The organism is Mycobacterium sp. IDUB_5 (genome assembly GCF_055419565.1).
On the sequence record NZ_JBVAXX010000007.1, the window covers coordinates 115,355 to 139,356 of the forward strand.

24 protein-coding genes are annotated in these 24,002 nt (G+C 67.8%); 10 read left to right on the top strand and 14 right to left on the bottom strand.

Annotated features, from left to right (window positions below; all coding sequences use genetic code 11):
- Positions 1-7 precede the first annotated feature (7 nt).
- From ACZY1G_RS23085 to hrcA, 12 genes are all read right to left on the bottom strand, one after another.
- Complete coding sequence (locus ACZY1G_RS23085; RefSeq protein WP_463823723.1) at positions 8-772, bottom strand: amino acid ABC transporter ATP-binding protein; 765 nt, start codon at positions 770-772, stop codon at positions 8-10.
- Positions 769-1,569, bottom strand: coding sequence for an amino acid ABC transporter permease (locus ACZY1G_RS23090; protein ID WP_463823724.1), 801 nt, complete (start codon positions 1,567-1,569; stop codon positions 769-771). Before ACZY1G_RS23090 ends, ACZY1G_RS23085 begins: the two co-directional genes overlap by 4 nt.
- A gap of 6 nt (positions 1,570-1,575) precedes the next feature.
- Positions 1,576-2,433: an ABC transporter substrate-binding protein gene (locus ACZY1G_RS23095; protein ID WP_463817408.1), complete on the bottom strand. Its 858-nt coding sequence runs from the start codon at positions 2,431-2,433 to the stop codon at positions 1,576-1,578.
- 143 nt (positions 2,434-2,576) lie between these two features.
- Positions 2,577-3,254 carry a TetR/AcrR family transcriptional regulator gene (locus ACZY1G_RS23100; protein WP_463817409.1) on the bottom strand — a complete coding sequence of 226 codons (678 nt, stop codon included), beginning with the start codon at positions 3,252-3,254 and terminating at the stop codon, positions 2,577-2,579.
- A 36-nt stretch (positions 3,255-3,290) separates the two neighbouring features.
- A complete protein-coding gene (era, locus tag ACZY1G_RS23105; RefSeq protein ID WP_463817410.1) occupies positions 3,291-4,202 on the bottom strand; it encodes a GTPase Era in 912 nt (303 codons plus the stop codon).
- Positions 4,199-4,462 carry a cytidine deaminase gene (locus ACZY1G_RS23110; protein ID WP_463817764.1) on the bottom strand — a complete coding sequence of 88 codons (264 nt, stop codon included), beginning with the start codon at positions 4,460-4,462 and terminating at the stop codon, positions 4,199-4,201. Before ACZY1G_RS23110 ends, era begins: the two co-directional genes overlap by 4 nt.
- A 46-nt stretch (positions 4,463-4,508) precedes the next feature.
- Positions 4,509-5,813 carry a hemolysin family protein gene (locus tag ACZY1G_RS23115; RefSeq protein ID WP_463817411.1) on the bottom strand — a complete coding sequence of 435 codons (1,305 nt, stop codon included), beginning with the start codon at positions 5,811-5,813 and terminating at the stop codon, positions 4,509-4,511.
- On the bottom strand, positions 5,810-6,364 hold the full coding sequence (gene ybeY / locus ACZY1G_RS23120; RefSeq protein WP_463817413.1) for an rRNA maturation RNase YbeY: 555 nt from the start codon (positions 6,362-6,364) through the stop codon (positions 5,810-5,812). Before ybeY ends, ACZY1G_RS23115 begins: the two co-directional genes overlap by 4 nt.
- An 8-nt stretch (positions 6,365-6,372) precedes the next feature.
- Entirely contained in the window at positions 6,373-7,410 is a 1,038-nt protein-coding gene (locus ACZY1G_RS23125) for a PhoH family protein (protein ID WP_463817415.1), read from the bottom strand.
- A gap of 67 nt (positions 7,411-7,477) precedes the next feature.
- The gene (locus tag ACZY1G_RS23130; protein ID WP_463817416.1) at positions 7,478-8,218 is read right to left on the bottom strand and encodes a 16S rRNA (uracil(1498)-N(3))-methyltransferase; all 741 of its coding nucleotides are present in this window, start codon (positions 8,216-8,218) and stop codon (positions 7,478-7,480) included.
- Between the two features lie 3 nt (positions 8,219-8,221).
- On the bottom strand, positions 8,222-9,364 hold the full coding sequence (gene dnaJ / locus ACZY1G_RS23135) for a molecular chaperone DnaJ (RefSeq protein ID WP_463817417.1): 1,143 nt from the start codon (positions 9,362-9,364) through the stop codon (positions 8,222-8,224).
- Positions 9,365-9,416: 52 nt separating this feature from the next.
- Positions 9,417-10,448 (bottom strand): heat-inducible transcriptional repressor HrcA, encoded by a 1,032-nt coding sequence (hrcA, locus tag ACZY1G_RS23140; RefSeq protein ID WP_463817419.1) that lies wholly within the window; start codon positions 10,446-10,448, stop codon positions 9,417-9,419.
- Positions 10,449-10,602: 154 nt separating this feature from the next.
- On the opposite strand from hrcA, the gene ACZY1G_RS23145 reads away from it, so the two are divergent.
- On the top strand, positions 10,603-10,917 hold the full coding sequence (locus tag ACZY1G_RS23145) for a type II toxin-antitoxin system VapB family antitoxin (RefSeq protein WP_463817420.1): 315 nt from the start codon (positions 10,603-10,605) through the stop codon (positions 10,915-10,917).
- Positions 10,918-10,921: 4 nt separating this feature from the next.
- Here ACZY1G_RS23145 and ACZY1G_RS23150 read toward each other — a convergent pair whose 3' ends face one another.
- Positions 10,922-11,791 (bottom strand): 1-acyl-sn-glycerol-3-phosphate acyltransferase, encoded by an 870-nt coding sequence (locus ACZY1G_RS23150; protein ID WP_463817421.1) that lies wholly within the window; start codon positions 11,789-11,791, stop codon positions 10,922-10,924.
- Positions 11,792-11,874: 83 nt separating this feature from the next.
- On the opposite strand from ACZY1G_RS23150, the gene ACZY1G_RS23155 reads away from it, so the two are divergent.
- Genes ACZY1G_RS23155 through ACZY1G_RS23165 form a run of 3 tightly spaced genes read left to right on the top strand, consistent with a single transcriptional unit; the run spans position 11,875 to position 15,099 of the window.
- Positions 11,875-12,735 carry an LLM class F420-dependent oxidoreductase gene (locus tag ACZY1G_RS23155; RefSeq protein WP_463817422.1) on the top strand — a complete coding sequence of 287 codons (861 nt, stop codon included), beginning with the start codon at positions 11,875-11,877 and terminating at the stop codon, positions 12,733-12,735.
- A 44-nt stretch (positions 12,736-12,779) separates the two neighbouring features.
- A complete protein-coding gene (locus tag ACZY1G_RS23160; protein WP_463823725.1) occupies positions 12,780-14,888 on the top strand; it encodes an ATP-binding protein in 2,109 nt (702 codons plus the stop codon).
- A gap of 31 nt (positions 14,889-14,919) precedes the next feature.
- Positions 14,920-15,099 (top strand): response regulator transcription factor, encoded by a 180-nt coding sequence (locus ACZY1G_RS23165; protein ID WP_463823849.1) that lies wholly within the window; start codon positions 14,920-14,922, stop codon positions 15,097-15,099.
- Positions 15,100-15,424: 325 nt separating this feature from the next.
- Here the strand turns inward: ACZY1G_RS23165 and hemW are convergent, their stop codons facing one another.
- Positions 15,425-16,615, bottom strand: coding sequence for a radical SAM family heme chaperone HemW (hemW, locus tag ACZY1G_RS23170; protein ID WP_463823726.1), 1,191 nt, complete (start codon positions 16,613-16,615; stop codon positions 15,425-15,427).
- Between the two features lie 315 nt (positions 16,616-16,930).
- Here hemW and ACZY1G_RS23175 point away from each other — a divergent pair, with 315 nt between their 5' ends.
- From ACZY1G_RS23175 to ACZY1G_RS23200, 6 genes are all read left to right on the top strand, one after another.
- Complete coding sequence (locus ACZY1G_RS23175) at positions 16,931-18,616, top strand: nitrite/sulfite reductase (RefSeq protein WP_463823727.1); 1,686 nt, start codon at positions 16,931-16,933, stop codon at positions 18,614-18,616.
- An 18-nt stretch (positions 18,617-18,634) separates the two neighbouring features.
- On the top strand, positions 18,635-19,330 hold the full coding sequence (locus ACZY1G_RS23180; RefSeq protein ID WP_463823851.1) for a phosphoadenylyl-sulfate reductase: 696 nt from the start codon (positions 18,635-18,637) through the stop codon (positions 19,328-19,330).
- Complete coding sequence (locus tag ACZY1G_RS23185; protein WP_463823728.1) at positions 19,327-20,046, top strand: sirohydrochlorin chelatase; 720 nt, start codon at positions 19,327-19,329, stop codon at positions 20,044-20,046. The genes ACZY1G_RS23180 and ACZY1G_RS23185 overlap by 4 nt, the downstream gene beginning before the upstream one ends.
- Before the next feature lie 93 nt (positions 20,047-20,139).
- A complete protein-coding gene (locus ACZY1G_RS23190) occupies positions 20,140-21,522 on the top strand; it encodes a hemolysin family protein (RefSeq protein WP_463823729.1) in 1,383 nt (460 codons plus the stop codon).
- A complete protein-coding gene (locus tag ACZY1G_RS23195; protein WP_463823730.1) occupies positions 21,515-22,519 on the top strand; it encodes a hemolysin family protein in 1,005 nt (334 codons plus the stop codon). The genes ACZY1G_RS23190 and ACZY1G_RS23195 overlap by 8 nt, the downstream gene beginning before the upstream one ends.
- A gap of 92 nt (positions 22,520-22,611) precedes the next feature.
- On the top strand, positions 22,612-24,000 hold the full coding sequence (locus ACZY1G_RS23200; RefSeq protein ID WP_463823731.1) for an MBL fold metallo-hydrolase: 1,389 nt from the start codon (positions 22,612-22,614) through the stop codon (positions 23,998-24,000).
- Positions 24,001-24,002: the final 2 nt, after the last annotated feature.

A 24,002-nucleotide genomic window follows, 5' to 3' on the forward strand; every position in this document is an offset into this window, starting at 1 on the left:
GGGACTCCTAGTGGATCGTGGACAGGAACGTGCGCGTACGTTCGCTGCGGGGATTGGCGAACAACTCTGCGGGCGCGGCGTCTTCGATGATCCGGCCGGCGTCCATCACCACGATCCGGTCGGCGACATCTCGGGCGAAGCGCATCTCGTGGGTGACGATGACCATGGTCATCTGCTCGGCGGCCAGCTCCCGCATCACCTGCAGCACTTCGCCGACCATCTCGACATCGAGCGCGCTGGTCGGCTCGTCGAACAGCATGACCTTCGGCCGCATCGCCAGCGCTCGCGCGATCGCGACCCGCTGCTGCTGACCGCCCGACAGCTGGCTGGGTCGCGCTTGCGCCTTGTCGGCCAGGCCGACGCGCTCGAGCAGGGCGCGTGCGTCTTCTGCCGCTTTCGCCTTCGGCTGGCCCAGCACGCGTACCGGGCCGTTCCACACGTTCTCCAGCGCAGTCATGTGCGGGAAGAGGTTGAAATGCTGGAACACGAAACCGATCTCGCGCCGGCGGCGGGCGAGCTCGCCCTTGCCGATGGTGCGGCCACCCGTGCCGTGTGCGATCGACTCGCCCGCGATCAGGACCTCGCCGCTGTCCAACGTCTCGAGGTGGTTGAGCGAACGCAGCAGCGTGGTCTTACCCGCGCCGGACGGGCCGATGAGCACCACGACCTCACCGCGGTGCACGTCGAGGTTCACGTCGTCGAGAACGCGCCGCCCACCCAGGGAGCAGCACGCCGAACGCACCGACACCACCGGGGTCACCGACGCGGTCATCGCGCCTCCTTGAGTTCGAGCTGCTCGGCCGCCGGTGACGCGGACCGTCGGGCACCCAACAGCCGCTGCGTCAGACTGACCCGCGCGTCGATGCCGAGCTGGCGGGCCAGTCGGTTCTCGATCCACGCCTGGATGTAGGTCCACACGGTCGTCAGCGCGAGGTAGTAGATGGCCGCGACGATGAAGATCTCGAACGTGTGGAACGTCGCCGAGCTGATCGACTGGGTGACCAGGAACATCTCGCTCACCCCGATCACCGACAGCACCGATGTGGTTTTCATCAGCCCGTTGAAAGAGTTGCCGAGCGGCGGCACCATCACCCTCAGCGCCTGCGGCACGATGATCCAGCGCATCAGCTTGGTCGTCGTCATACCCAGGGAGGCGGCCGCCTCGAACTGCCCCTTGGCCACCGAATCGAGTCCGGCCCTGATGATCTCGGCGATGTAAGCGCTCTCGTTGATCATCAGCCCGACGATGGCGGCCTGCACGGCGGCTTTGACCGACAGACCGAGCAGCGAGACGTCATGGAACTGGTAGAGCCCCACCGCGGCCAGACCGGTGTAGATGATCACCAGTTGTACCAGAAGGGGCGTGCCCCGGATGACCCAGATGTAGATGCTGGCGCACCATCGAACGACCGCGTACGGGGATCGGCGCATCAGGGCGATGACCAGCCCGACGACGGTGGCGAGCACCATCGCGATGACCGACACCACGATCGTCAGCGTCAATCCCTCGAGGAACGCGTCGCTCGGGGTGAACAGCGAATTCCAGAAGAACTGCCAGTCGAATTGCATCGCAGCCTATTTCTGGATGCTGAGGTCGGACATGCCCCACTCGTCGAGGATCTTGGCGTAGGTGCCGTTGCTCTCCAATTCGCCGAGCGCGGCGGCGATGGCGTCGTGCAGCGCCGTGTCGCCCTTGAGCGTGGCAGCGCCGATTTTGATCGTGCCGAACGGTGCGCCGACCGTCTGGATCTTCGCGCCGGTCTTGGTCTGGTAGTAGCCCAGCGTCTCGGCCGTGTCCATGAACGCGTCGACCTGGCCGTTCTGCAGCTGTTGCAGCGACACGTCGGCCTGGTTGCTGCGGTTGACGTCCACGGCGGGTTTGCCTGCGGCGGCGCACTTGTCGGACTGCTCCATCGCCAGGGACTCGGCGGTGGTCGCGACGGCCACCATGACCTTCTTGCCGCACAGGCTGTCGTCGAGTCCGGTGACATCGGCCGGTTTCTCCTTGGCCACGGCGATGCCGGTGCCCGAGTAGACGTAGGGCACGAAGTCGACGACGGCCTCGCGCTCGGGCTTGATGTAGAGCTGCGCCATGATCACGTCGCACTGCTTGGCCTGCAGCGTCGGAATGACTGCGGCGAAGGCGGATTCGACGAACTGCGGCTTGAGCCCCATCTGTGCGGCGAGCGCCTTGCCCAGGTCAACCTCGCTGCCGATCAACTCACCGGATTCGTCGTGGTAGACGTTGGGGGGCGTGCCGTCGTTGGGGGCACAGATCTTCAAGGTGCCGGCCTGCAGGATGGCTGGCGGTTGGACTTTCGCCGGTCCGGTCGGCTCGGCGGTCGAGGAATCATCCGACGAGCAGGCACCCAACCCCATGCTCAGAGCAGCGGCCACCACGGCGACGAGTGAGTGTTTCAATGGTCCTGTCACGGGTCCTCCCAAAACTCCGGTGCCGGATGGACCACGCCACCCGATCTACCTATCGGACGATAGGCCACTATCGATCGATAGGCCACGGATCGGCGAGATGTTTTACCCGGATGTCACACGGCCGGGTTGCCGGACACGGGTGCTCAGCTGGCGCGGGAGGAGGCCAGTTCCTTGAGACGGCGTCTCGTGACGGTCCGGATGCCGTCGAGGCGGGCCTGGTCGAGCAACAGTGAGCGCACTACGAAGTCGGCCGCCTGGACGGGGCGCTGCCGATGCACCGGCCCTGCAGGCCCGCCCTGCTCCCGCAGGGTTTCGAACAGCACGCCGTTGGTGGCGCGCACCACGAACGACGGCTCGAACGACGCGAACTCGCCTGCGCGCCTACCCCCGGTCACCACGCGCTCGATCTGCCGGTGGAACGTCTCGATGCCGCGTCGCTCGGCCTCGAACTCATCGAGCGCCAGTACCGCGTCCTGGTAGAGCCCCCGCGCGTCGAACGGCTGCACCAGGATCTCCTGGACGTCGCAGGCGATGGCGAGGTGGAGCTTCTCGGCCCAGCTCGACGTCTCCCCCAGCCTCCGGTCCATCCGCGCGATCGACGGCCCGAGGTCGAGTTCGACCAGCGTGCGGAAGATCTCGTGTTTGGCCTGGAAGTGGTGGAACAGCGACGGCTGCCGGATCTGCACGGCCTCGGCGATGTCGCGGGTCGAGGTGCCGAAATAGCCCCGCTGGGCGAACAACACCGACGCCGCCAGCAGAATCCGCCCCCGCGTCGAGGACCAGTCCACCACCGGCGGTTCCCACCCCTGCCCGTACTTCACCGGTCCACTCTGACACAGCACGAGCGGATCACCCGATCAGAACCCCAGCCTCCCCAGCTGTTTGGGATCGCGCTGCCAGTTCTTGGCGATCTTGACCCGCAGGTCGAGGTAGACCTTGGTGCCGAGCAGTTTCTCGATCTGTGTGCGCGCCGCGGTGCCGACCTCGCGCAACCGGGCACCGCCCTTGCCGATGACGATGCCCTTCTGCGAATCCCGCTCGACGTAGAGGATCGCGTGCACGGCGATCAGCGGCGGCTGATCGTCTCTTCTCTCCCGCTCCTCGATCTCGTCGATGACCACGGCCAGCGAGTGCGGCAGTTCGTCGCGGACACCCTCGAGCGCGGCCTCGCGAATCAGCTCGGCCATCAGCACTTCTTCGGGCTCGTCGGTGAGCTCTCCGTCGGGATAGAAGGCCGGACCGGGCGGCAGATGCGAGACGATGACGTTGGTCAGCACGTCGAGTTGGGTGGCCTCGGTCGCCGAGACTGGCACGATGTCCGCTTCAGGACCGACGAGCTCGCTGACCGCGATCAGCTGTTGTGCCACAGCCTCTTTGCTGACCTTGTCGATCTTCGTGACGATAGCGACCAGCGTGGTCCTGGGCGCCACCGCGCGGATCTGCTCGTAGATGAAACGGTCACCCGGTCCGATCTTTTCGTCGGCCGGGATGCAGAGGCCGATGACGTCGACCTCGGAGTAGGTGTCCTTGACCAGATCGTTGAGCCGCTGCCCCAGCAGCGTGCGTGGCCGGTGCAACCCCGGGGTGTCGACGAGCACGATCTGGAAGCTGTCCCGGTGCACGATTCCGCGGATCGTGTGGCGGGTGGTCTGCGGCCGGTTCGACGTGATCGCCACCTTGGCGCCCACCAGCGCATTGGTCAGCGTGGACTTCCCGGTGTTCGGCCTTCCCACGAAACACGCGAAGCCTGACCGGAATTCGTCGCTCACTGCGGTGTTCCGGCCCGGTCTGTCACGATGATCGCGGCGTCCGCGCTCAACTCGCGCACCGCGGCGACACCAGGATCGTCGGCGTCACCGCCGGTCACCACAGCGGCTTCCAGACCCGTCGCGCCGCTGGACACCGCCGCCGCGACCGCCGCCTGAAGGGCCGTCAACTCCAGTGCCGTCAACCGCACGGGGGCGCCGGCGTAGGTGCGGCCGTCGGCGTCGCGTACCGCGGCCCCGCTGCTCGCCTCCGCGCGCGCCATGGCGCCGCGGGCGAGCACCACCAATTTGGCGTCTTCAGCATCGAGTTCACTCACGTTCGCTGTCCTCCGTGTCCTCGGGTTCGGGGTCGACCGGACTGACGAGCACCGTGCCGACCCGGACGCGCCCGCGCGGATCCGGGCCGCCTTCGGCACGCAACAGCAGCCCGTCCCAGATGATCTCGGCGCCGGGCAGCGGAACCCGGCCCAGTTCGAGAGCCAGCAGTCCACCGACCGTGTCCACGTCGAGGTCCTCGGACAACTCGAGGTCGTAGAGCTCGCCGAGATCCTCGATGGGCAACCGCGCCGACACCCGGTACTGGCGTTCGCCGAGATCCTCGACGGGAGCGACCTCGTCGACGTCGTACTCGTCGGCGATCTCACCGACGATCTCCTCCAGCACGTCTTCGATCGTGACCAGACCGGCGATGGCGCCGTACTCGTCGACCAACAGCACCATGTGCACGCGGTCGAGCTGCATCTCGCGCAGCAGCGCGTCCAGGGGCTTGGAGTCCGGCACGAACGCCGGCTTGCGCATCACCTCGGCCACCGAGGTGTCCCGGCCGCCGTTGCGCGACGAGTACGTCCGCTGCACAAGGTCTTTGAGATAGACAACACCGACGATGTCGTCGACGTTCTCACCGATCACCGGGATCCGGGAATGCCCGCTGCGCACCGCCAACGATGTGGCTTGACCGGCTGTTTTGTCTGATTCGATCCACACCATCTCGGTGCGCGGCACCATCACCTCGCGCGCCGGGGTGTCGCCGAGTTCGAACACCGACTGGATCATCCGGCGTTCGTCGTCGGCCACCACACCCCGCTGCTGGGCGAGGTCGACCACCTCACGCAACTCGATCTCCGAGGCGAACGGCCCGTTGCGGAATCCCCGGCCCGGCGTGAGCGCATTACCCAGCAGGACCAGCAGCCGACTCACGGGGGTGAACACCACCGAGATGCCTTGCAGCGGAAGCGCCGAGACCAACGCGATCGTGTAGGCGTTCTGCCGGCCCACGGTGCGCGGACCCACGCCGATCGCGACGAAGCTGATCACCGTCATGATGGCCGCCGCCGTCATCAGGCCGCCACTGACGCCCAGATAGTCGTCGAGGTAGGCCGCCAGCAGCACCGTCGCGCTCACCTCGCACGCAATACGCAGCAGCACAACGAGATTGATGTAACGGGGGCGATCGGCCATCACCTGGAGAAGGCGTACCGCGCCGGGTCGTTCGTCGCGCACCAACTCCTCGACACGAGCCATCGACACAGTGCTGACCGCGGCGTCGATCGCGGCGAAGAGGCCCGCGGAGGCGATCAGCAGGATCGCCCCGACGAGCTGGCCCAACCCGGTCACGGAGTGTCGCCGAAGTGGGATTCGTTGAAATACCGGGATTCGTCGAGCAACCGGCGATCCTTCTCGATCTGCCGGTCTTGGTGGTAAGCCTCGACCTGTTCGGCCACCCACTCCTCGAGCAGCTGACGCTGCAGGGCGAACATCTCTTTTTCCTCGTCGGGTTCGGCGTGGTCGTACCCCAGCAGATGCAGCACCCCGTGCACGGTGAGCAGGGCCAGCTCCTGTCCGAGCGTGTGGCCAGCGTCAGTCGCCTGCTTGGCGGCGAACTCAGGGCACAGTACGATGTCGCCCAGCATCTCCGGGCCCGGTTCGGGGGCGTCGGGACGCCCGCCCGGCTCGAGCTCGTCCATCGGGAAGCTCATCACGTCGGTGGGGCCGGGCAGATCCATCCAGCGCATGTGCAAGTCGGCCATGGCGGCCGAATCCAGCAGCACCATCGACAATTCGGCGGCAGGGTTGACGTCCATCTTGCGGATCACGAAGCGCGCGACGCTCACGAGTTCGGATTCGGAGACGTCGATGCCCGACTCGTTGGACACCTCGATGGTCATGGGTGTCGTTACCGCCTCGGCCGTCCGGTGCCCGAGCGGCGCTGGGCCCGGTTCATCAGAGTCGGCTCCTCGAATTTGGCGTAGGCATCGACGATCTCGGACACCAACCGGTGACGCACCACGTCGGCGCTGGTGAGTTCGGCGAAGTGGATGTCGTCGATGCCATCGAGAATCCGCATGGCGGCATTGAGCCCCGACGGCGCCCCACCGGGCAGGTCGACCTGAGTGATGTCGCCTGTGACAACGATTTTCGAGTTGAAGCCCAACCGGGTCAGGAACATCTTCATCTGCTCGGCGGTGGTGTTCTGCGCTTCGTCGAGAATGATGAACGCATCGGAGATCGTGCGGCCGCGCATGTAGGCCAGCGGCGCGACCTCGATCACGCCGGCGCTCATCAGCTTGGGGATGAGCTCCGGATCCATCATGTCGTGCAGCGCGTCGTACAGCGGGCGCAGATAGGGATCGATCTTCTCGCTCAGCGTCCCGGGCAGGAAGCCCAGACGTTCGCCGGCCTCGACGGCGGGTCGGGTCAGGATGATGCGGCTGACCTGCTTGGACTGCAAAGCGCTGACGGCCTTGGCCATCGCCAGATAGGTCTTGCCTGTGCCTGCCGGCCCGATGCCGAACACGATGGTGTGGTGATCGATCGCGTCGACGTAGCGCTTCTGGTTCAGCGTCTTGGGCCGGATGGTCTTGCCGCGCCGGCTCAGGATGTCCAGAGTCAGCACGTCGGCCGGTGATTCGTCACCGGCCCCGGTCAGCATGGCCACACTGTGCCGCACGGCGTCGGGCGTGAGCCGTTGACCGCTGCCGAGGATCTCCAGGAGCTCGGAGACCACCCGTTCGGCCAGCGCGACGTCGGCCGGTTCACCGGACACGGTCAGCGCGTTGCCACGGGCGTGGATATCGGCGGTGAGCAGGGATTCCAGCGCCCGGAGGTTCTCGTCGGAGCGGCCGAGCAGGCCCACCACGAGGTCGGGCGGAACGGTGATGCTGCTGCGGACCTGCGAACTGTCCGAGCCTGCGTTCGTCTCGCGGGGCGTCACGTGGGGTTTTCTGCCTGCTTCCTGAAAGCGGGTGGATGCTGATCGATGCTGAAGTCCCAGTTTAGCGTCAGGACCAGCGCGGGGTCAGCACCCCGAGCGCACCCAGCGCGACGGCGGCCGCCGTGGAGGTCCGCAGCACGGAGGGACCCAGCCGCACGATTCGCGCACCAGCCCCGGTCAGGGTGGCCAGTTCGGCGTCGGAGATGCCTCCCTCCGGGCCGACCACCAGCATCACCGCCGCGGCGTCGGCCAGCGGCACCTCGGCCAGCGGACGATCCGCCGATTCGTGCAACACCAGAACCGGTTCGGGGTCTGCGGCCCGCACGAGCTCAGCGAGTCCGGCAGTGGACACGACGTCGTGGACGGCGGGGACGTGCGGGCGACGGGACTGACGGGCGGCCGACCGTGCCACCGCGGCCCACCGGCGCTGACCCTTGTCGACCTTGGAAGCGCCGTCCCAGCGGGCGACGCACCGGGCCGCCTGCCATGGCACGAAGGCGTCTGCCCCGGCTTCGGTCGCCAGCTCGACAGCGAGCTCGGCCCTCTCCGATTTGGGCAGGGCCTGCACCACGGTGACCATCGGCCTGCGCGGTTCGACATGGGTGCGTCCCCGCACCCGCGCGGTCAGCCGACTCTTGGCGACGTCTTCGACGACGCAGTCCGCCACGGTGCCGGCTCCGTCGCCGACGTCGAGCTCCTCCCCGGGGCGGATGCGGCGCACCGTGGCGGCGTGAAATCCCTCGTCGCCGTCGACGACGGCGAGCTCACCGACGGCGGGAACCGTGTCGACGTAGAACAGGGTCCGCAAACGTCAGCGACCCGTGAACGTCTCGCGCAACCGGGAGAACAGGCCGCCGCCGTTGTTCGTGGCCGAATTCTGCGATGATCGCACCTGCGCGGCGTCGCGGCTGCGCTCCTTGAAGGCTCGCAGCAGTTCGATGTCGTCGTGATCCAGCCGCGACGGCACCACCACGTCGATGTGGGCGTGCAGATCACCGCGCACACCGGAGCGCAGATGCGGCATCCCGTGACCACGCAGCGTCGTCACCGACCCCGGCTGCGTACCCGCACCGATCGTGATCTCGGTCGGACCGTCGAGGATCGCGTCCACCGACACCGAGGTGCCCAACGCGGCGTCGACCATCGGAACCGAGATCGTGCAGTGCAGGTCGTCGCCGTCGCGGACGAACACATCGTGCGGCTTCTCGTGCACCTCGACGTACAGGTCACCAGCAGGACCGCCACCGGGCCCTACCTCACCCTGAGCTGCCAGGCGCACCCGCATCCCCTCGCCGACACCGGCGGGGATCTTGACGCTGATCTCGCGGCGCGCCCGCACCCGCCCGTCACCGGCACACCGGTTGCACGGATCGGGGATCACCTCACCGACACCGCCGCACACCGGACAGGGCCGCGACGTCATCACCTGACCGAGCAGCGAGCGCTGCACCGTCTGCACCTCGCCGCGGCCGTGGCAGGTGTCGCAGGTGATCGGCGTCGAGTTACCGTGCGTGCCTTTGCCGTGACACAGGTCGCACAGCACCGCGGTGTCGACGGTGACCTGCTTGGTCACCCCGGTGGCGCATTCTTCGAGATCCAGACGCATCCGCAGCAGCGAATCCGAGCCGGGCCGGACGCGGCCAATCGGACCGCGGGATGTGGCGCCGCCGCCGAAGAATGCCTCGAAGACGTCGCCGAGACCGCCGAAGCCACCGAAGCCGCCCCCGGCGCCCGCGGACTCCAAGGGGTCCCCGCCCATGTCGACGATGCGGCGCTTCTCCGGATCGCTGAGCACCTCGTAGGCGGCGCTGACCTCCTTGAAACGCGCCTGCGCCTCTTCGTCGGGGTTGACGTCGGGGTGCAGTTCACGGGCCAGCTTGCGATAGGCGCGCTTGATCTCCGTATCGCTGGCGCCTTTGCTCACTCCGAGCAAGCCGTAATAGTCGCGTGCCACGCTCAACCTCTCCCACCCGTCGATCCGTGCTGCATACCCAGCGCAGCACAGATCAGCGGCTACCTAAGACTTCGCCAATATAGAGAGCAACTGCGGCGACGTTGGCGATGGTTCCCGGATAGTCCATCCGTGTGGGACCCAACACGCCCATGCCGCCGAACACCTTGCCCGAACTACCGTAGGCCGTGCTGACCACCGAGGTGCCGGCCATCTGCTCCGCCTCGGTCTCGTGCCCGATCCGCACGGTCACCCGGCCCGCCTCCTGCTGCTTGGCCAGCAGCCGCAGCACCACCACCTGTTCCTCGAGCGCCTCCAGGACCGACCGCAGCGAGCCACCGAAATCGGCGGTGTTGCGGGTCAGGTTGGCCGTGCCGCCGAGCAGCAGACGCTCCTCGGTGTGCTCGACGAGCGTCTCGACCAGAACTGTGGCGGCCCGGCCGACCGCGTTGGCCAGCCCGCCCTGCCCGGTGAGGTGCGAGGCGAGGTCCGACACCGCGATCGAGGCGGCGGCCAGCGGTTTGCCCTCGAGCGCCTGGCCGAGAAGATCCCTCAACTGGGACAGCTGGGCGTCGTCGATGCCGTCCCCGAGTTCGACGATGCGCTGATCGACACGCCCGGAGTCCGTGATCACGACCAGCAGCAGCCGGGCCGGGGTCAGTGCGACCACCTCGAGGCGGCGCACGGTCGATGTGGACAGCGTCGGGTACTGCACGATCGCGACCTGGCGAGTCAGCTGCGCCAGCAGCCGGACCGCGCGGCGCAGCACGTCGTCGAGGTCGACGCCGGATTCGAGGAAGGAAAGGATCGCGCGTCGCTCCGCCCCCGACATCGGCTTGACGTCGTCGAGGCGGTCGACGAACTCGCGGTAGCCCTTCTCGGTCGGTACCCTGCCGGAGCTCGTGTGCGGCTGGGTGATGTATCCCTCGGCTTCCAGCACAGCCATGTCGTTGCGCACGGTCGCACTGGACACCCCGAGGTTGTGTCGCTCGACCAAGGTCTTGGAGCCGATGGGCTCCTTCGTCGCGACGAAATCGGCGACGATCGCGCGGAGAACTTCGAATCGGCGCTCATCAGCGCTACCCATTGCTCACCCCACTTCGACTCGCATGTGACCGACCGGTCCATTTTACGGTCATCAACAGCAGTGATCGCGTCTGAGCGGTCCGGCGCACTCGTCGGCGTCGGGTTAACCTTGCGAAGCTAAGCAAAAGCGATGGTAGGCAACCAAAGGCGCGTCGATGATCTTCAAGGGTGTCCGCGATGGCAGGCCGTATCCGGATCACGGTCTGTCCCACCGGCAATGGGCCCAGATTCCTCCCCGCCAGATCCGCCTCGACGAGCTCGTGATGACGACGACGGTGCTCGCGTTGGACCGGCTGCTGTCGGAGGACTCGACCTTCTACGGCGACCTGTTCCCCCATGCGGTGCGCTGGCGCGGCAACGTCTATCTCGAGGACGGGCTGCACCGCGCGGTGCGGGCAGCGCTGCGTAATCGCACGGTGCTGCACGCGCGGGTGTTCGACATGGACATGCCCGCGCCGCAGACGGGCTGAGCCCTCACCCCAGCAGCGGCTTGCGGTCCCGGGTCAGGTCGGTCATCGCGTCCTGCATCGCAGCCTCCACGCGTCCGGCGAACTGTTCGGCAGTCTCGTCCTGCTCGGGGTTCATCGGCGCGAGCACGCGGGTCACCAGCTTGGTCGGCAACGGTAGGTAGGGCAGCATGCCGACGGCGCCGACGTTGAGACCCCACGGCACCGACACGCTCACCGGCAGCGCCTTGACGCGCAGCGCCTTGTCCAGGCGCAGAGCCCGCGCCAGCCGCTCGCCGCTGGACAGCACGAGCAGCGACTCCCCCGCCCCGGCGGTGACCAGCGGCACGATCGGCACCCGCTGCTCGATGGAGAGCCGGGCGAAGCCGGTGCGGCCGTCGAACTTGATCAGGTTGCGCTCCTCGAACGTCTTCGCCGCGTCCTTGTCGCCACCGGGGAACACCAGGACGTGGTGACCCTCCGCGAAGGCCTCCACGGCACTGTCGCGGTTGGCCGGACGGGCGCCGAGCGGCTCGAAGAGTCGGCCCACCCCCAGCGTCCAGGCCATTTGATGGGTCAGGATCGTCAGCGGGCGGTCCAGCTGCATCTCGTCCAGGGCTGCCCGGACGGCGAAGACGTTCAGGTCGACGACGCCGCCGAAGCCGTGATTGGCGACGAATAGCACGGGCTCATCCGGCGCGTCGATCGACGCCTCGATGTCGAGCCGGTGGTAGCGCCGGACGAACTCGCCTCCCACGGTGGCGACCGCCGCCATGGCCCGCGCGATCGCGTCGTCGACGACGGGCTCACCACGCAGACTCTCGGCCACGCCGTCGAGCGCGGACAGAATTCCGTCGGCAAGGCTCTCCAGCCGACCCCGCTCGTCCGCGTCCGCCACGGCAACCCCCTTCACGTCGGGGGTTATCGAAGCACACGCCCGGTGCTGGCGGAGCCGAGTGCGCGCACGGTATGAGTAGAGCTATGAAATTGACAGGTGTCGGGTTGTGGAGTTCGCAGTTGCGGTACGGCAACGCCGGAGAGGCCGCCGAGGCGGCCGCAGAGCTCGACGAGCTCGGGTTCCCGGCGCTGTGGATCCCCGACGTCGGCGGGCCGGTGCTCGACGCGGTCGACAATCTCCTGTCCGCGACGTCGAAGACCGTCATCGCCACCGGCATCCTGAATCTCTGGATGCACGAGCCGGCCGAGGTGGCCGCGCGCTACGCCACGCTGACCCAGACCCATGGCGAGCGCTTCCTGTTGGGCATCGGGGTCAGCCACGCCCCGCTGATCGACTCACAGGAGCCGGGCCGCTACCGCAAACCGCTGGCCGCCACCAAGGCGTTCCTCGACGGCATCGACGCATCGGAGACCCCGGTGCCGACGGGTAACCGGGTGCTCGCGGCGCTCGGCCCGAAGATGCTCGAGCTGTCGGCGACCCGCGCTGCCGGTGCCCACCCATATCTGACCACCCCGGACCACACCCGGACGGCGAGGGAGGTGCTCGGCGACGGTCCGATGCTGCTGCCCGAGCAGAGCGTGCTGCTCACCGACAGCCGCGACGAGGCGCGCGCGATCGGCACCGACTGGCTGCGCTCCTACCTGGCACTGCCGAACTATGCGAACAACATCCTGCGCACCGGGTTCACCGAGGAGGACCTCAGCACGGTCAGCGACAGGCTGTTCGATGCGTTGATCGCCTGGGGCGACGAGGAGGCCGTGCTGCGGCGGGTCACCGAGCATCTTGACGCCGGCGCCGACCACGTGTGCATCCAGGTACTCACCGCGGATCCACGGGAGTTCCCGCGGGAGCAGTGGCGCCGGCTGGCAGCCGCGCTGGCCTGATCAGGCCAGCTCTGATCACGTCCGTGCCTATCATCTCAGCTGCCATGCGATCCATGACGCGCAGCGACGGCAATCTGCCAGCGGACGTGACCAGCTTCGTCGGGCGGCGGTCCGAGGTCGCCGTGCTGCGAGCACAGTTGTCCGCCTCGCGGCTGGTGACGCTCACCGGCGTCGGCGGTGTGGGCAAGACGCGGATGGCGATGAAGGTGGCCGCGGAGTCACAGCGGGCGTTCGCCGACGGCGCGTGGTTCGTCGAACTGGCGGCGTTGAAGGACGCCACCCTGCTGGCCGACACGGTGGCAACGACGCTCGGGCTGGAGAACCACACCTCGAAGGCGCCGCTGTCGCAGCTGCGACATCAGCTGGGCGGCAAGCACATGCTGATCGTGCTGGACAATTGTGAACACCTCAGCGACGCGTGCGCGGGTCTCGTCGACGAGGTCCTGCGCGGCGCGCCGAAGATGCAGTTCCTCGTCACCAGTCGCCACTCGCTGAATGTCTTGGGCGAGCACATCTTCACCGTGCCGCCGTTGTCGACGCCCCGCTCCGGGACTCCGCTGGACCCGTCGAAACTCGACGAATTCGACTCCGTGGCATTGCTTCGCGCCCGCGCATCCAACAGCGCGTCGGGCTTCGACATCACGAAGGACAACAGCGCGCTGGTGGCCCGGCTGTGCGAACGCCTCGACGGCATCCCCCTGGCCATCGAACTCGCCGCGGCCCGGCTGAGGTCCCTTCCGGTGGGTGAGGTGCTGGACCGGTTGGACCGCCGCTTCCAGCTCTTGAGTGCGGGCAACAGCTCGGCCCTGCCGCGGCACCAGACCCTGGCGGCGCTCATCGACCGGAGTCACGCGCTGTGTTCGGTCAAAGAGCAGACGCTGCGGGCTCGCCTCTCGGTGTTCGCCGGCAGCTTCGTCTTGACCGCCGCCGAAACCGTCTGCGCCGGTGAAGGTTTGGATGCCGACGAGATCATCGACCTGATCGATTCTCTGGTTCGCAAGTCGATACTGATCGTGGATCGTGCTGGTGAGCAGGTGCGCTACCGGCTGCTGGAGACGCTGCGGGAGTACGGACGGGACCGGCTGGCGGCGATGGCGGAGTCCGGGCTCGTTCAGCAGTCACACCGGGAGTACTTCCAGCGTTTGGCCGCCCAGAGTTTCGAGGAATGGTGCGGCCCGAAGCAGGCAGAGTGGCTCGCGCGGCTCGCGGCGGAACACGCCGATCTCCGAACCGCTTTCGACGGTTGCATCGCGTCAGGCCGTGTCGAGCAGGCGTGTGTCTTTGCCACGAACCTGCAGTGGTTCTGGATCGCCGGAGGAAACCTCGGTGAGGGCCGCCAGTGGCTCACCCAGGCCCTGGAGGCATCCGCCGACACCGAGCCATCGCCCGCGAAAGCCACCGCGATGGGGGTCGACGCCTACCTCGCGTTGTTGCGGGGCGAGCCCGCGGCCGCGCACGCGCGACTGGACGAGGCCGAGGAGGAGATGGCGTCCGGTATCGACGTTCCCGGGCTCGACGGTCTGATCGCGCAACTTCGCGGCATGGCCGCGTTGTTCGATGGCGAACTGTCCGAGGCGCGAACGTTCTACGAGCAGGCGCTGGCCCGGCACGAAGCGCGCGGCGACAGCGCTTCGGCGCTGGGCATGCTGTTCCAGCTCGCGGTCGTGTGCGTGTTCACCGGTGAACATGACAGGGCCGCCTCGCTGTGCGAGGCGTCGCTGCAGTCGAGCGCTCGTTTCGGGGAGCGCTGGGCGACGTCGTACGCGTCGTGGGCCCTGGGGGTCAACAAATGGCATCGCGGGGATTTCGCGGGGGCCACCGATGTGGCGCGCGAAGGCCTGCGGGTCACCGTCGAGTTCGGCGACCAACTCGGCATCGTGCACATGATCGAACTGCTGTCCTGGATCAGTGCATCCGACGCCCGGTATGGCGAGAGCGCGCGGCTGCTCGGGGCGGCTCGCACACTGTGGGACAGCCTCGGCACGTCAATGCAGGCCTTCGGCACGTATCTGCACAACTGCGAAGTCGCCACGGAGAACCGTATTCGAGACGCCGCTCGGCGCATCCGCAGCGGATGCGTTCATCGCCGAAGGCGCGTCGCTGCGCCTCGACCAGCTCTCCGCCGACCTCGTCGGGGGGACCGCGTCGGATGACGATCGTCCCGCCCCGGCACCGGAATCACCGCTGACCGCCCGCGAGAGCGAAGTCGCGCACCTCGTTGCCGACGGCCTGACCAACCGCGAGATCGCGGCCAAGCTCGTGCTGTCCAGCCGCACCGTCGACAGCCACGTGCAGCACATCCTGACCAAGCTGGACTTCAACTCGCGCAGCCAGATCGCCGGATGGGTGGCCAGGCGGCGCTGAACCACGGCGCGCATACCTACGAACGTTCCCTTCCTCGCATGCGTAGCTGAATCGGTAATTCAGCGGATGTCCGCGTACCACCCGCGTTGGCACAGTCCCTAGTCGAAAGCCGCACTGGCGCAGATTCGACGAAGGGGACGCGACGTGATCACCAGACAGACGTGCGAAACGCCCAATCCCAGCGTGCGGCTGGAGGTGTGCTTCGCCGACATCTGCCGCGAATGGCCACACGACGCGGACTCCGACGCCCTCCAAGGCCCGCCCCGATACTCCGCGCTGTCGTTCGCCCGAGGTGCTGCGTGATCCGGGTGTCTCAGAACGTCTTTCAGCTCAACAGGTCCCGCACCACCGCGTCGGCCAGCAGCCGTCCCCGGTCGGTGAGCACCAGCCGATCACCGTCGGCACGCAGCAGGCCGTCGTCGACGATGCGCGCCGCGCGGGCCCGCTCGTCGTCATCCAGCAGTGCGGTCGGCAGCCCGGTACGCAGCCGCATCCGCAACATCACGTCCTCGACGTGGATCGTCGCCGCGTCGAGGTGCTCGAAGTCGGCGACGGGCAGCTCACCCTTGTCCAGGGACATGGCATAGGCGTTCGGGTGCTTGACATTCCACCATCTGATGGCGCCGACATAGCCGTGCGCTCCCGGTCCGGCGCCCCACCACTGCCCACCGTTCCAGTAGCCGACGTTGTGCCGGCACTCACCACCGGGACGCGACCAGTTCGACACCTCGTACCAGTCGAAGCCGGCGTCGGCGAGCCTGCGGTCCAGCAGTTCGTAGCGACGTGCGAGTACGTCGTCGTCGGGAGCGGGAAGCTCGCGGCGGCGCACCTTGCGGGCCAGCGCGGTGCCGTCCTCGACGATGAGGGCATACGCCGACACGTGGTCGACACCCGCCTCGATCGCGGCGTCGGCCGACCGAAGCAGATCGTCGTCGCTCTCCCCCGGGGTGCCGTAGATCAGGTCGATGTTGACGTGCTCGAAGCCCGCCCGCAGGGCCTCCTGCGCCGCCTCCAGCGGTCGGCCCGGGGAGTGGACCCGATCCAGCGTCGCCAGCACGTGCGGCGCGGTGGACTGCATGCCCAGCGACACCCGCGTGAAGCCGGCCGCGCGCAGACCGTCGAAGAACACCGGCGATGTCGATTCCGGGTTGGCTTCGGTCGTCACCTCCGCGTCGGGCGCGAGCGTGAAGTGCTCGCGGATCGCATCGAGCACCGCGGTGAGCCCGGCAGCCCCGAGAAGGGACGGGGTTCCGCCGCCGACGAACACCGTGGACACCTGCGGCGCGGTCCCGAGCCGGGCCGCAGCCAGTGCCAGTTCGGTGCGCAACCCGGCCAGCCAGCCGGCGGGCGTGGCACCCGAGACAGCACCGCCCAGCTCGGCCGGGGTGTAGGTGTTGAAGTCGCAGTATCCGCAGCGCGTGGCGCAGAACGGCACGTGGATGTAGAGGCCGAACGGTGCACCGGGGGCGAGCGTCAGCTCCGGGAGCTGCGCGGCCTGGGTGGACACGACGGACATGCGACCAGTGTCCCAGGTGACCCGGCGGCGGGGACTTTTGCTCGCGGTGAGCGCAAATCTGTGCCGGTTGGGATCGGTGGGCCCCCTCGTGGCACAATGGCCGGGTGATCGACGCCGGCATCCTGCCCACCTGCGTAGCGCTGGTGATCCGTCGTCACGTCGACTTCAAGCGTGTGTGCAGCAGCTGTTGTTGTCCTCTGTGACCTCGTAGACCTGCCCACCTGCACTTTTCAGCTGGCCGCCGGATCTGCGTCGCCGGACAGCCCCCGGTGACAGTGCGCAGTGACGAACGCCGGCTCCGATCCAGGAGCCAAGATGACATCAACAACACCTGCGGCGACACCCAAGCCCGCCAAGCGTCCCCGCGGCGAAGGCCAGTGGGCGCTCGGATACCGCGAGCCGCTCAATGCCAACGAGCAGGCCAAGAAGGACGACAACCCGCTCAACGTGCGGGCTCGCATCGAGAACATCTACGCCGAGAACGGCTTCGAGTCGATCGACAAGGGTGACTTGCGCGGCCGGTTCCGCTGGTGGGGGCTCTACACCCAGCGCAAGCCCGGCTACGACGGCACCTGGACCGGTGACGAGAACACCGACATGCTCGAGGACGAGTACTTCATGCTGCGGGTGCGCAGCGACGGCGGCGCACTGACCGCGGCGGCGCTGCGCGCGCTCGGCGGTATCTCGACCGAGTTCGCGCGCGACACCGCCGACATCTCCGACCGGCAGAACGTCCAGTACCACTGGATCCGCGTCGAGGACATGCCGGAGATCTGGCGCCGGCTCGACGAGGTCGGACTTCAGACCACAGAGGCGTGCGGCGACTGCCCGCGCGTCGTGCTCGGCTCGCCGCTGGCCGGCGAGTCGCTCGACGAGGTCATCGACGGCACCCCCGCGGTCGACGAGATCGTCAAGCGCTACATCGGCAAGCCGGAGTACTCGAACCTGCCGCGCAAGTTCAAGACCGCGATCTCGGGCCTGCAGGACGTCGTCCACGAGGTCAACGACGTCGCCTTCATCGGCGTCGAGCATCCCGAGCACGGTCCGGGCTTCGACCTGTGGGTCGGCGGCGGCCTGTCGACCAACCCGATGCTGGGGCAACGGGTCGGTGCGTGGGTTCCCCTCGACGAGGTGCCCGACGTGTGGGAGGGCGTGGTCAGCGTCTTCCGTGATTACGGCTACCGGCGACTGCGCTCGAAGGCGCGCCTGAAGTTCCTGATCAAGGACTGGGGTGTCGAGAAATTTCGCGAGGTTCTCGAGACGGAGTACCTGAAGCGCCCGTTGATCGACGGGCCGGCCCCCGAGCCGGTGACCCGTCCCATCGACCACGTCGGCGTGCAGAAGCTCAAGAACGGCCTCAACGCCGTCGGGGTCGCCCCGATCGCGGGCCGCGTGTCGGGCACGATCCTGACCAAGGTCGCCGACCTCGCCGAAGCGGCGGGCAGCGACCGTATCCGGTTCACGCCGTATCAGAAGCTGATCATCCTCGACGTCCCCGACGACAAGCTCGACGAGCTGCGGACCGGTCTGGATGCGCTGGGGCTGCCGTCCACCCCGTCGCACTGGCGGCGCAACCTGATGGCCTGCACCGGCATCGAGTTCTGCAAGCTGAGCTTCGCCGAGACCCGCAGCCGCTCGCAGGTGCTGGTGCCCGAGCTGGAGAAGCGGCTCGAGGACATCAACAGCCAGCTCGACGTGCCGATCACGATCAACATCAACGGCTGCCCGAACTCGTGCGCCCGCATCCAGGTCGCCGACATCGGGTTCAAGGGCCAGATGGTCGACGACGGTGACGGTCCCGAAGAGGGTTTCCAGGTCCACCTCGGGGGAAGTCTGGGTCTCGACAGTGGCTTCGGCCGCAAGCTGCGCCAGCACAAGGTGGTCGCCACGGAGCTCGGCGACTACATCGAGCGGGTTGTTCGTAACTTCGTGAAACAACGGGAGCAGGGCGAGCGTTTCGCTACGTGGGCACTACGAGCAGACGACGCGGACTTGAGGTGATGTGACGTGACCGACGTGATGACCGAGACGGACTTGCAGCAGCTGGCTGAACGCGGCGCGGCGGAGTTGGGGCCGCATGCCTCAGCCGTCGACCTGCTGCGATGGACCGACGAGAACTTCGCCGGCAACTACATCGTGGCGTCGAACATGCAGGACGCGGTGCTCGTCGAGATGGCCGCCGCAGTGCGTCCGGGTGTCGACGTGCTGTTCCTCGACACCGGGTACCACTTCGTCGAGACCATCGGCACCCGGGACGCGGTCGAGGCGGTCTACGACGTGAACGTCGTCAACGTGCGGCCGGAGAACACCGTCGCCGAGCAGGATGCGTTGTTCGGCAAGAACCTGTTCGAGCGCAGCCCCAACGAGTGCTGCCGGATACGCAAGGTCGAGCCGTTGTCGAAGGCGCTGCGCGGCTACTCGGCGTGGGTGACCGGCATCCGCCGAGTCGAGGCGCCGACGAGGGCCAACGCCCCGCTGATCAGCTGGGACAAGGCGTTCGGGCTGGTGAAGATCAACCCATTGGCGGCGTGGACCGACGATGACATGCAGGACTACATCGACACCCACGGCATCCTGGTGAACCCGCTGGTCGACGAGGGCTACCCCTCGATCGGTTGCGCGCCGTGCACCGCCAAGCCGATCGCCGGCGCCGATCCGCGCAGCGGCCGGTGGCTCGGGCAGGCCAAGACGGAGTGCGGGCTGCACGCGTCGTGACCCTGCGCGCGGACTCGTTGGTGCTGACGGCTCACGGCAGCGCAGATCCCCGCTCGGCCGCGACCGCTCGGGCGATCGTCGAGTGCATCGGCCGCCTGCGCCCCGGCCTCGACGCACGAGTGGCGTTCTGTGAGCAGAACTCGCCCAATCTCGTCGACGTCCTGACGGCTCTACCGCGCGGACGTGCGGTGGTGGTGCCTCTGCTGCTGGCCGACGCCTACCATGCGCGTGTGGACATCCCGGCCATGATCGAGGAGTCCGGCTCGCAGGCCCGTCAGGCCGAGGTTCTGGGTGAGGACGAGCGCCTCATCTCGGTGCTGCGGCAACGCCTGGAGCACGCCGGGGTTTCACGCCTGGACCCGGACGTCGGCGTGATCGTCACCGCAGTCGGGTCGTCGCATGCGCAGGCCAACGCCCGCACCGGCGCCGTCGCACGTGAGGTGGTGCTGACGACGCGGTGGACGGCCACCACGGCGTTCGCGACGGGCCCGTCGCCGTCTCCTGCCGAGGCGGTCGCCGATCTTCGGAGGCGCGGGGCGATCCGTCTGGTGATCGCACCGTGGTTTCTCGCGCCGGGTCGCATCACCGACCGGGTCGCGGCGTACGCGCGGCAGGAGGCCATCCCGATGTCGGCGCCGCTGGGTGCCCATCGTCAGGTCGCCGAGACGGTGCTGGATCGCTTCGACACCGCTCGCTCCACCCACGCAGCTGCCTGACCAGCGAAGACACCGATCCCACGTACGATCGGGGCCACCTGACGGCTGGACGAGCAAGGACTCGATGCACCCCCATAGACCCGAGGCGGTCACATGCTGACCGCCGTTGCTGCAATTCTGCTTGGCCTCGTCGTGGTGTTCGCGATCACGGTGGCGACGGGATACTTCGTCGCCCAGGAATTCGCCTACATGGCGGTCGACCGATCCCGACTGAAGGCACGCGCCGACGCCGGTGACCGAGCCGCCGAACGTGCCCTGTCCGTCACGAAGCGCACGTCGTTCATGCTTTCGGGCGCACAGCTGGGGATCACCGTCACCGGGCTGCTCGTCGGTTACGCCGCCGAGCCATTGATCGGCCGTGGCCTCGAGGCCTTGCTGGGCGGTTCGGGGATTCCGGTCGCGATCGCCGTCGCGATCGGCGGCGTGGCCGCGATCGGCGCCTCGACGGTGATCCAGATGCTGTTCGGGGAGCTGTTCCCCAAGAACCTCGCGCTGGCCCGGCCCGAGCAGCTGGCGCGGCGGCTGGCCTGGTCCACCACCACGTACCTGATGCTGTTCGGCTGGCTGATCTGGTTGTTCGATCAGTCGTCGAACCTCCTGCTGCGCGTGCTGCGCATCGAACCGGTACACGACGTCGAGCACTCCGCCACACCACGCGACGTGGAGTACATCGTCGCGACATCGCGTGAGGCGGGCGAGATTCCAGTGGAACTGTCGACACTGCTGGACCGAATCCTGGACTTCCCCACCTCCACGGCCCGGCACGCGATGATCCCGCGGGCCCGCGTCGACACGGTGCTCGATACCGAGCCGGTGTCGGATGTGTTGGCGCGCATGGCGTCTGCGCATACTCGTTACCCGGTCGTGGCGGCTGGGCACGACGACGTCGTCGGCGTCATCCACCTGCACGACCTGCTGTCGATCGATGCGGCGGCGGGAACTGCGGCAGATCACTGTCGGCAGGCGGTCGTCGTACCCGAGACGCTGCCACTGCCGAATGTCGTTCGCGCGCTGGCAGATTCGCGGCAAGAGATGGCCGTCGTCATCGACGAGTTCGGCGGGTTCGCCGGGATCGTCACGATGGAGGATCTGGCCGAGGAACTGGTCGGCGACATCGACGACGAGCATGACGGAACGCGACAGCAGGATGCCGTGACCGAGGTCGCGGACGGTTGGCTGGTGGCCGCGGATCTCCCCGTCGACGAGGCGGAACGGGTGCTGGGGGTGACCCTGCCGGTCGGAGACTACGAGACCGTGGCGGGCATGGTGATCGCACACGCCGACGGACTACCGGCCGTCGGCGACCGGGTGTCGGTACCCCTGTCCGCCGAACCGTCCGACTTCCTGAGCACACAACCGCCCGTCGAGCGGGCACTGGTCGCCGAGGTCCGTGCCGTACGCCGGCGCGTCCCGGCGCGCGTGCAGTTGAGTGTGGCCGTCACCGGACCGAAATCACGGGTGGACAACGATGTCTAGCCTGTGGTCCATATCCCTGATCACCGCGGCTCTGATCGCGTTGAGTGCCTTCTTCGTCGCCGTCGAGTTCTCCCTGATCGCTGCCCGGCGCAGCCGGCTCGAGGACGCGGCCGCCGACAGCCGAGGCGCCCGTGCGGCGCTGCGCAGCGCCGCCGAACTCTCGGTGGTGCTGGCGGGAGCTCAACTCGGGATCACCGCCTGCACCCTGCTACTCGGCGCGATCACCAAACCGGCTGTGCACTATGCACTGTCGCCGTGGTTGAAGGACATCGGCGCACCGACCTGGCTTGCCGACGTCGGCGGCTTCGTCCTGGCCCTGGTCATCGTCACGTTCCTGCACCTGGTGATCGGTGAGATGGCCCCCAAGTCCTGGGCGATCGCCCATCCGGAGCGGTCGGCCGCCCTGTTGGCCGCACCGATGCGCGGCTTCATGTTCGTCACACGTCCCCTGTTGCATGCGTTGAACCAGGCCGCGAACTGGTGTCTGCGCCGCGTCGGCGTCGTTCCGGTGGACGAACTGGCCGACAGTCAGGACCCCCAGACGCTGCGTCAGCTGGTGGAGCACTCCGCAGCCGCCGGCACGCTCGACGCGGAGTATCACGCGAAGCTGTCGAGCGCCCTGGAGCTGAACGGCCTGCGGGTCGAAGAGCTGGCGCGTCCCGCGTCGCCGAGCGGCTGGGTCGCCCCCGAGGCCGACACAGCGCGAATCCGTTCTGCCGCAAATGAATCCGGTCATCTACGACTCCTGGTGGGCGACCAGTCGACCGGCACCGTCGTCGGGGTCGTGCACGTGCGCGACGGCCTGGCCTCCACCGCGCGGGCGCGCGAGCTGATGCGGCCCGCGGTGACGTTGTCGGCGGACCTGCCGATCTACGAGGCCCTGCAGTTGATGCAGAGCACGCGGACGCACCTCGCCGTGGTGCCCGGAAGCGGTGGCGTGCGGGTGTTGACGTTGACCGACGTGATGCATCGCCTGCTGGCCATCGACGCGGCGTAGCTCACACCGCCCATTCCTTGATTCCTATACCCAAGGGGGTATATCTTCGTCGTATCGGTATATACCCCCTAGGGTATCAAAGGAGACGGACGATGAAGTTCATCCAGTACTACCTCGACTGCCTGTCGCACGCGTCGTACCTGATCGGCGACGAAACGTCCGGGCGCGCAGTCGTCGTCGACCCGCAACGCGACGTGGCCGAGTACCTCGCCGACGCGCGCGAGCTGGGCCTGCACATCGAGCTGGTGATCGAGACCCACTTCCACGCCGACTTCCTGTCCGGCCATCTCGAGCTCGCCGATGCCACCGGAGCCACGATCGTCTACTCGTCGGTGGCGTCGCCCGAGTTCGACGTCCTGGGCGTCGAGGACGGGCAGCGGTACACGCTGGGCTCAGACGGCGGGGTCACTCTCGAGTTCCGGCACACCCCCGGCCACACACCCGAGTCGATGAGCGCCGTGGTCTACGAACGCGCCGCCGATGTGGCGCCCTATGGCGTGCTGACCGGCGACACCCTGTTCATCGGTGACGTCGGCCGACCCGACCTGCTCGCGTCGGTCGGCTACTCCCGCGAGCAGCTCGCGACGATGCTGTACGACTCGCTGCACCAGAAGCTGATGACGCTGCCCGACGACACCCGCGTCTACCCGGCACACGGCGCCGGCTCGGCATGCGGCAAGAACCTGTCCACCGAATTGTCCTCGACCATCGGCGAGCAGAAGCGCTGGAACTACGCGCTGAACGCACCGGACCGGGAGACATTCATCGCGCTGGTCACCGAGGGCCAGCCACCCGCGCCGGGTTACTTCGCTTACGACGCCACCCTCAACCGGAAGGACCGCGCCCTGCTCGACGAGGATCAGGCGCCCCCGGCGCTCACCTACGCCGAGGTGGAGGAACGGTTGGCCGCAGGCGCTGTGCTCGTCGACGGCCGCAGCCCGGTGCAATTCGCGCAGGGCCACTTCCGCGAGGCGGTCAACATCGGACTCGAGGGCCGCTACGCCGAATTCGCGGGCTCCGTGGTCACGCCGGACCACGACATCGTCCTGATCACCGACCCCGGCTACGAGCTCGAAGGCAAGAACCGCCTGGCCCGCATCGGGTTCGACCGGGTGATCGGCTACCTCGAGAACCCCGAGCAGGCGATGCTGACCCACCCCGACCACGTGCAGGTCGCATCCCGGTTGTCCGCCGAGGACTTCGATCAGCGGGCCGCCGGCATCGCCGGTCTCCAGATCGTCGACGTCCGCAATCCCGGAGAGACCGAGGCGGGCATGATCCCCGGCGCGGTCAACATCCCCGTCGGCCAATTGCCTGGCCGGTTCGTCGAATTGGACCCGTCGGCACCGACGGTCGTCTACTGCGCAGGCGGCTACCGTTCATCCGTGGCGGCAAGTGTGCTGCGCCGCAACGGGTTCGCCGATGTCAGCGACATCCTCGGCGGATTCGGCGCGTGGGCCGAGACCACTCAGAACGCCTGAGT

What these genes read in the sequence shown, in the direction of transcription:
- ybeY (WP_463817413.1), bottom strand. Translation starts at nt 6,364, where the DNA reads ATGACCATCGAGGTGTCCAACGAGTCGGGCATCGACGTCTCCGAATCC.
- ACZY1G_RS23145 (WP_463817420.1), top strand. Translation starts at nt 10,603, where the DNA reads ATGATCTTCAAGGGTGTCCGCGATGGCAGGCCGTATCCGGATCACGGT.
- ACZY1G_RS23195 (WP_463823730.1), top strand. Translation starts at nt 21,515, where the DNA reads ATGTCTAGCCTGTGGTCCATATCCCTGATCACCGCGGCTCTGATCGCG.
- ACZY1G_RS23110 (WP_463817764.1), bottom strand. Translation starts at nt 4,462, where the DNA reads ATGGCGCGCGCGGAGGCGAGCAGCGGGGCCGCGGTACGCGACGCCGAC.
- hemW (WP_463823726.1), bottom strand. Translation starts at nt 16,615, where the DNA reads ATGTCCGTCGTGTCCACCCAGGCCGCGCAGCTCCCGGAGCTGACGCTC.
- ACZY1G_RS23085 (WP_463823723.1), bottom strand. Translation starts at nt 772, where the DNA reads ATGACCGCGTCGGTGACCCCGGTGGTGTCGGTGCGTTCGGCGTGCTGC.
- ACZY1G_RS23180 (WP_463823851.1), top strand. Translation starts at nt 18,635, where the DNA reads ATGACCGAGACGGACTTGCAGCAGCTGGCTGAACGCGGCGCGGCGGAG.
- ACZY1G_RS23160 (WP_463823725.1), top strand. Translation starts at nt 12,780, where the DNA reads ATGCGATCCATGACGCGCAGCGACGGCAATCTGCCAGCGGACGTGACC.
- ACZY1G_RS23200 (WP_463823731.1), top strand. Translation starts at nt 22,612, where the DNA reads ATGAAGTTCATCCAGTACTACCTCGACTGCCTGTCGCACGCGTCGTAC.
- ACZY1G_RS23190 (WP_463823729.1), top strand. Translation starts at nt 20,140, where the DNA reads ATGCTGACCGCCGTTGCTGCAATTCTGCTTGGCCTCGTCGTGGTGTTC.
- hrcA (WP_463817419.1), bottom strand. Translation starts at nt 10,448, where the DNA reads ATGGGTAGCGCTGATGAGCGCCGATTCGAAGTTCTCCGCGCGATCGTC.
- ACZY1G_RS23090 (WP_463823724.1), bottom strand. Translation starts at nt 1,569, where the DNA reads ATGCAATTCGACTGGCAGTTCTTCTGGAATTCGCTGTTCACCCCGAGC.
- ACZY1G_RS23155 (WP_463817422.1), top strand. Translation starts at nt 11,875, where the DNA reads ATGAAATTGACAGGTGTCGGGTTGTGGAGTTCGCAGTTGCGGTACGGC.
- ACZY1G_RS23175 (WP_463823727.1), top strand. Translation starts at nt 16,931, where the DNA reads ATGACATCAACAACACCTGCGGCGACACCCAAGCCCGCCAAGCGTCCC.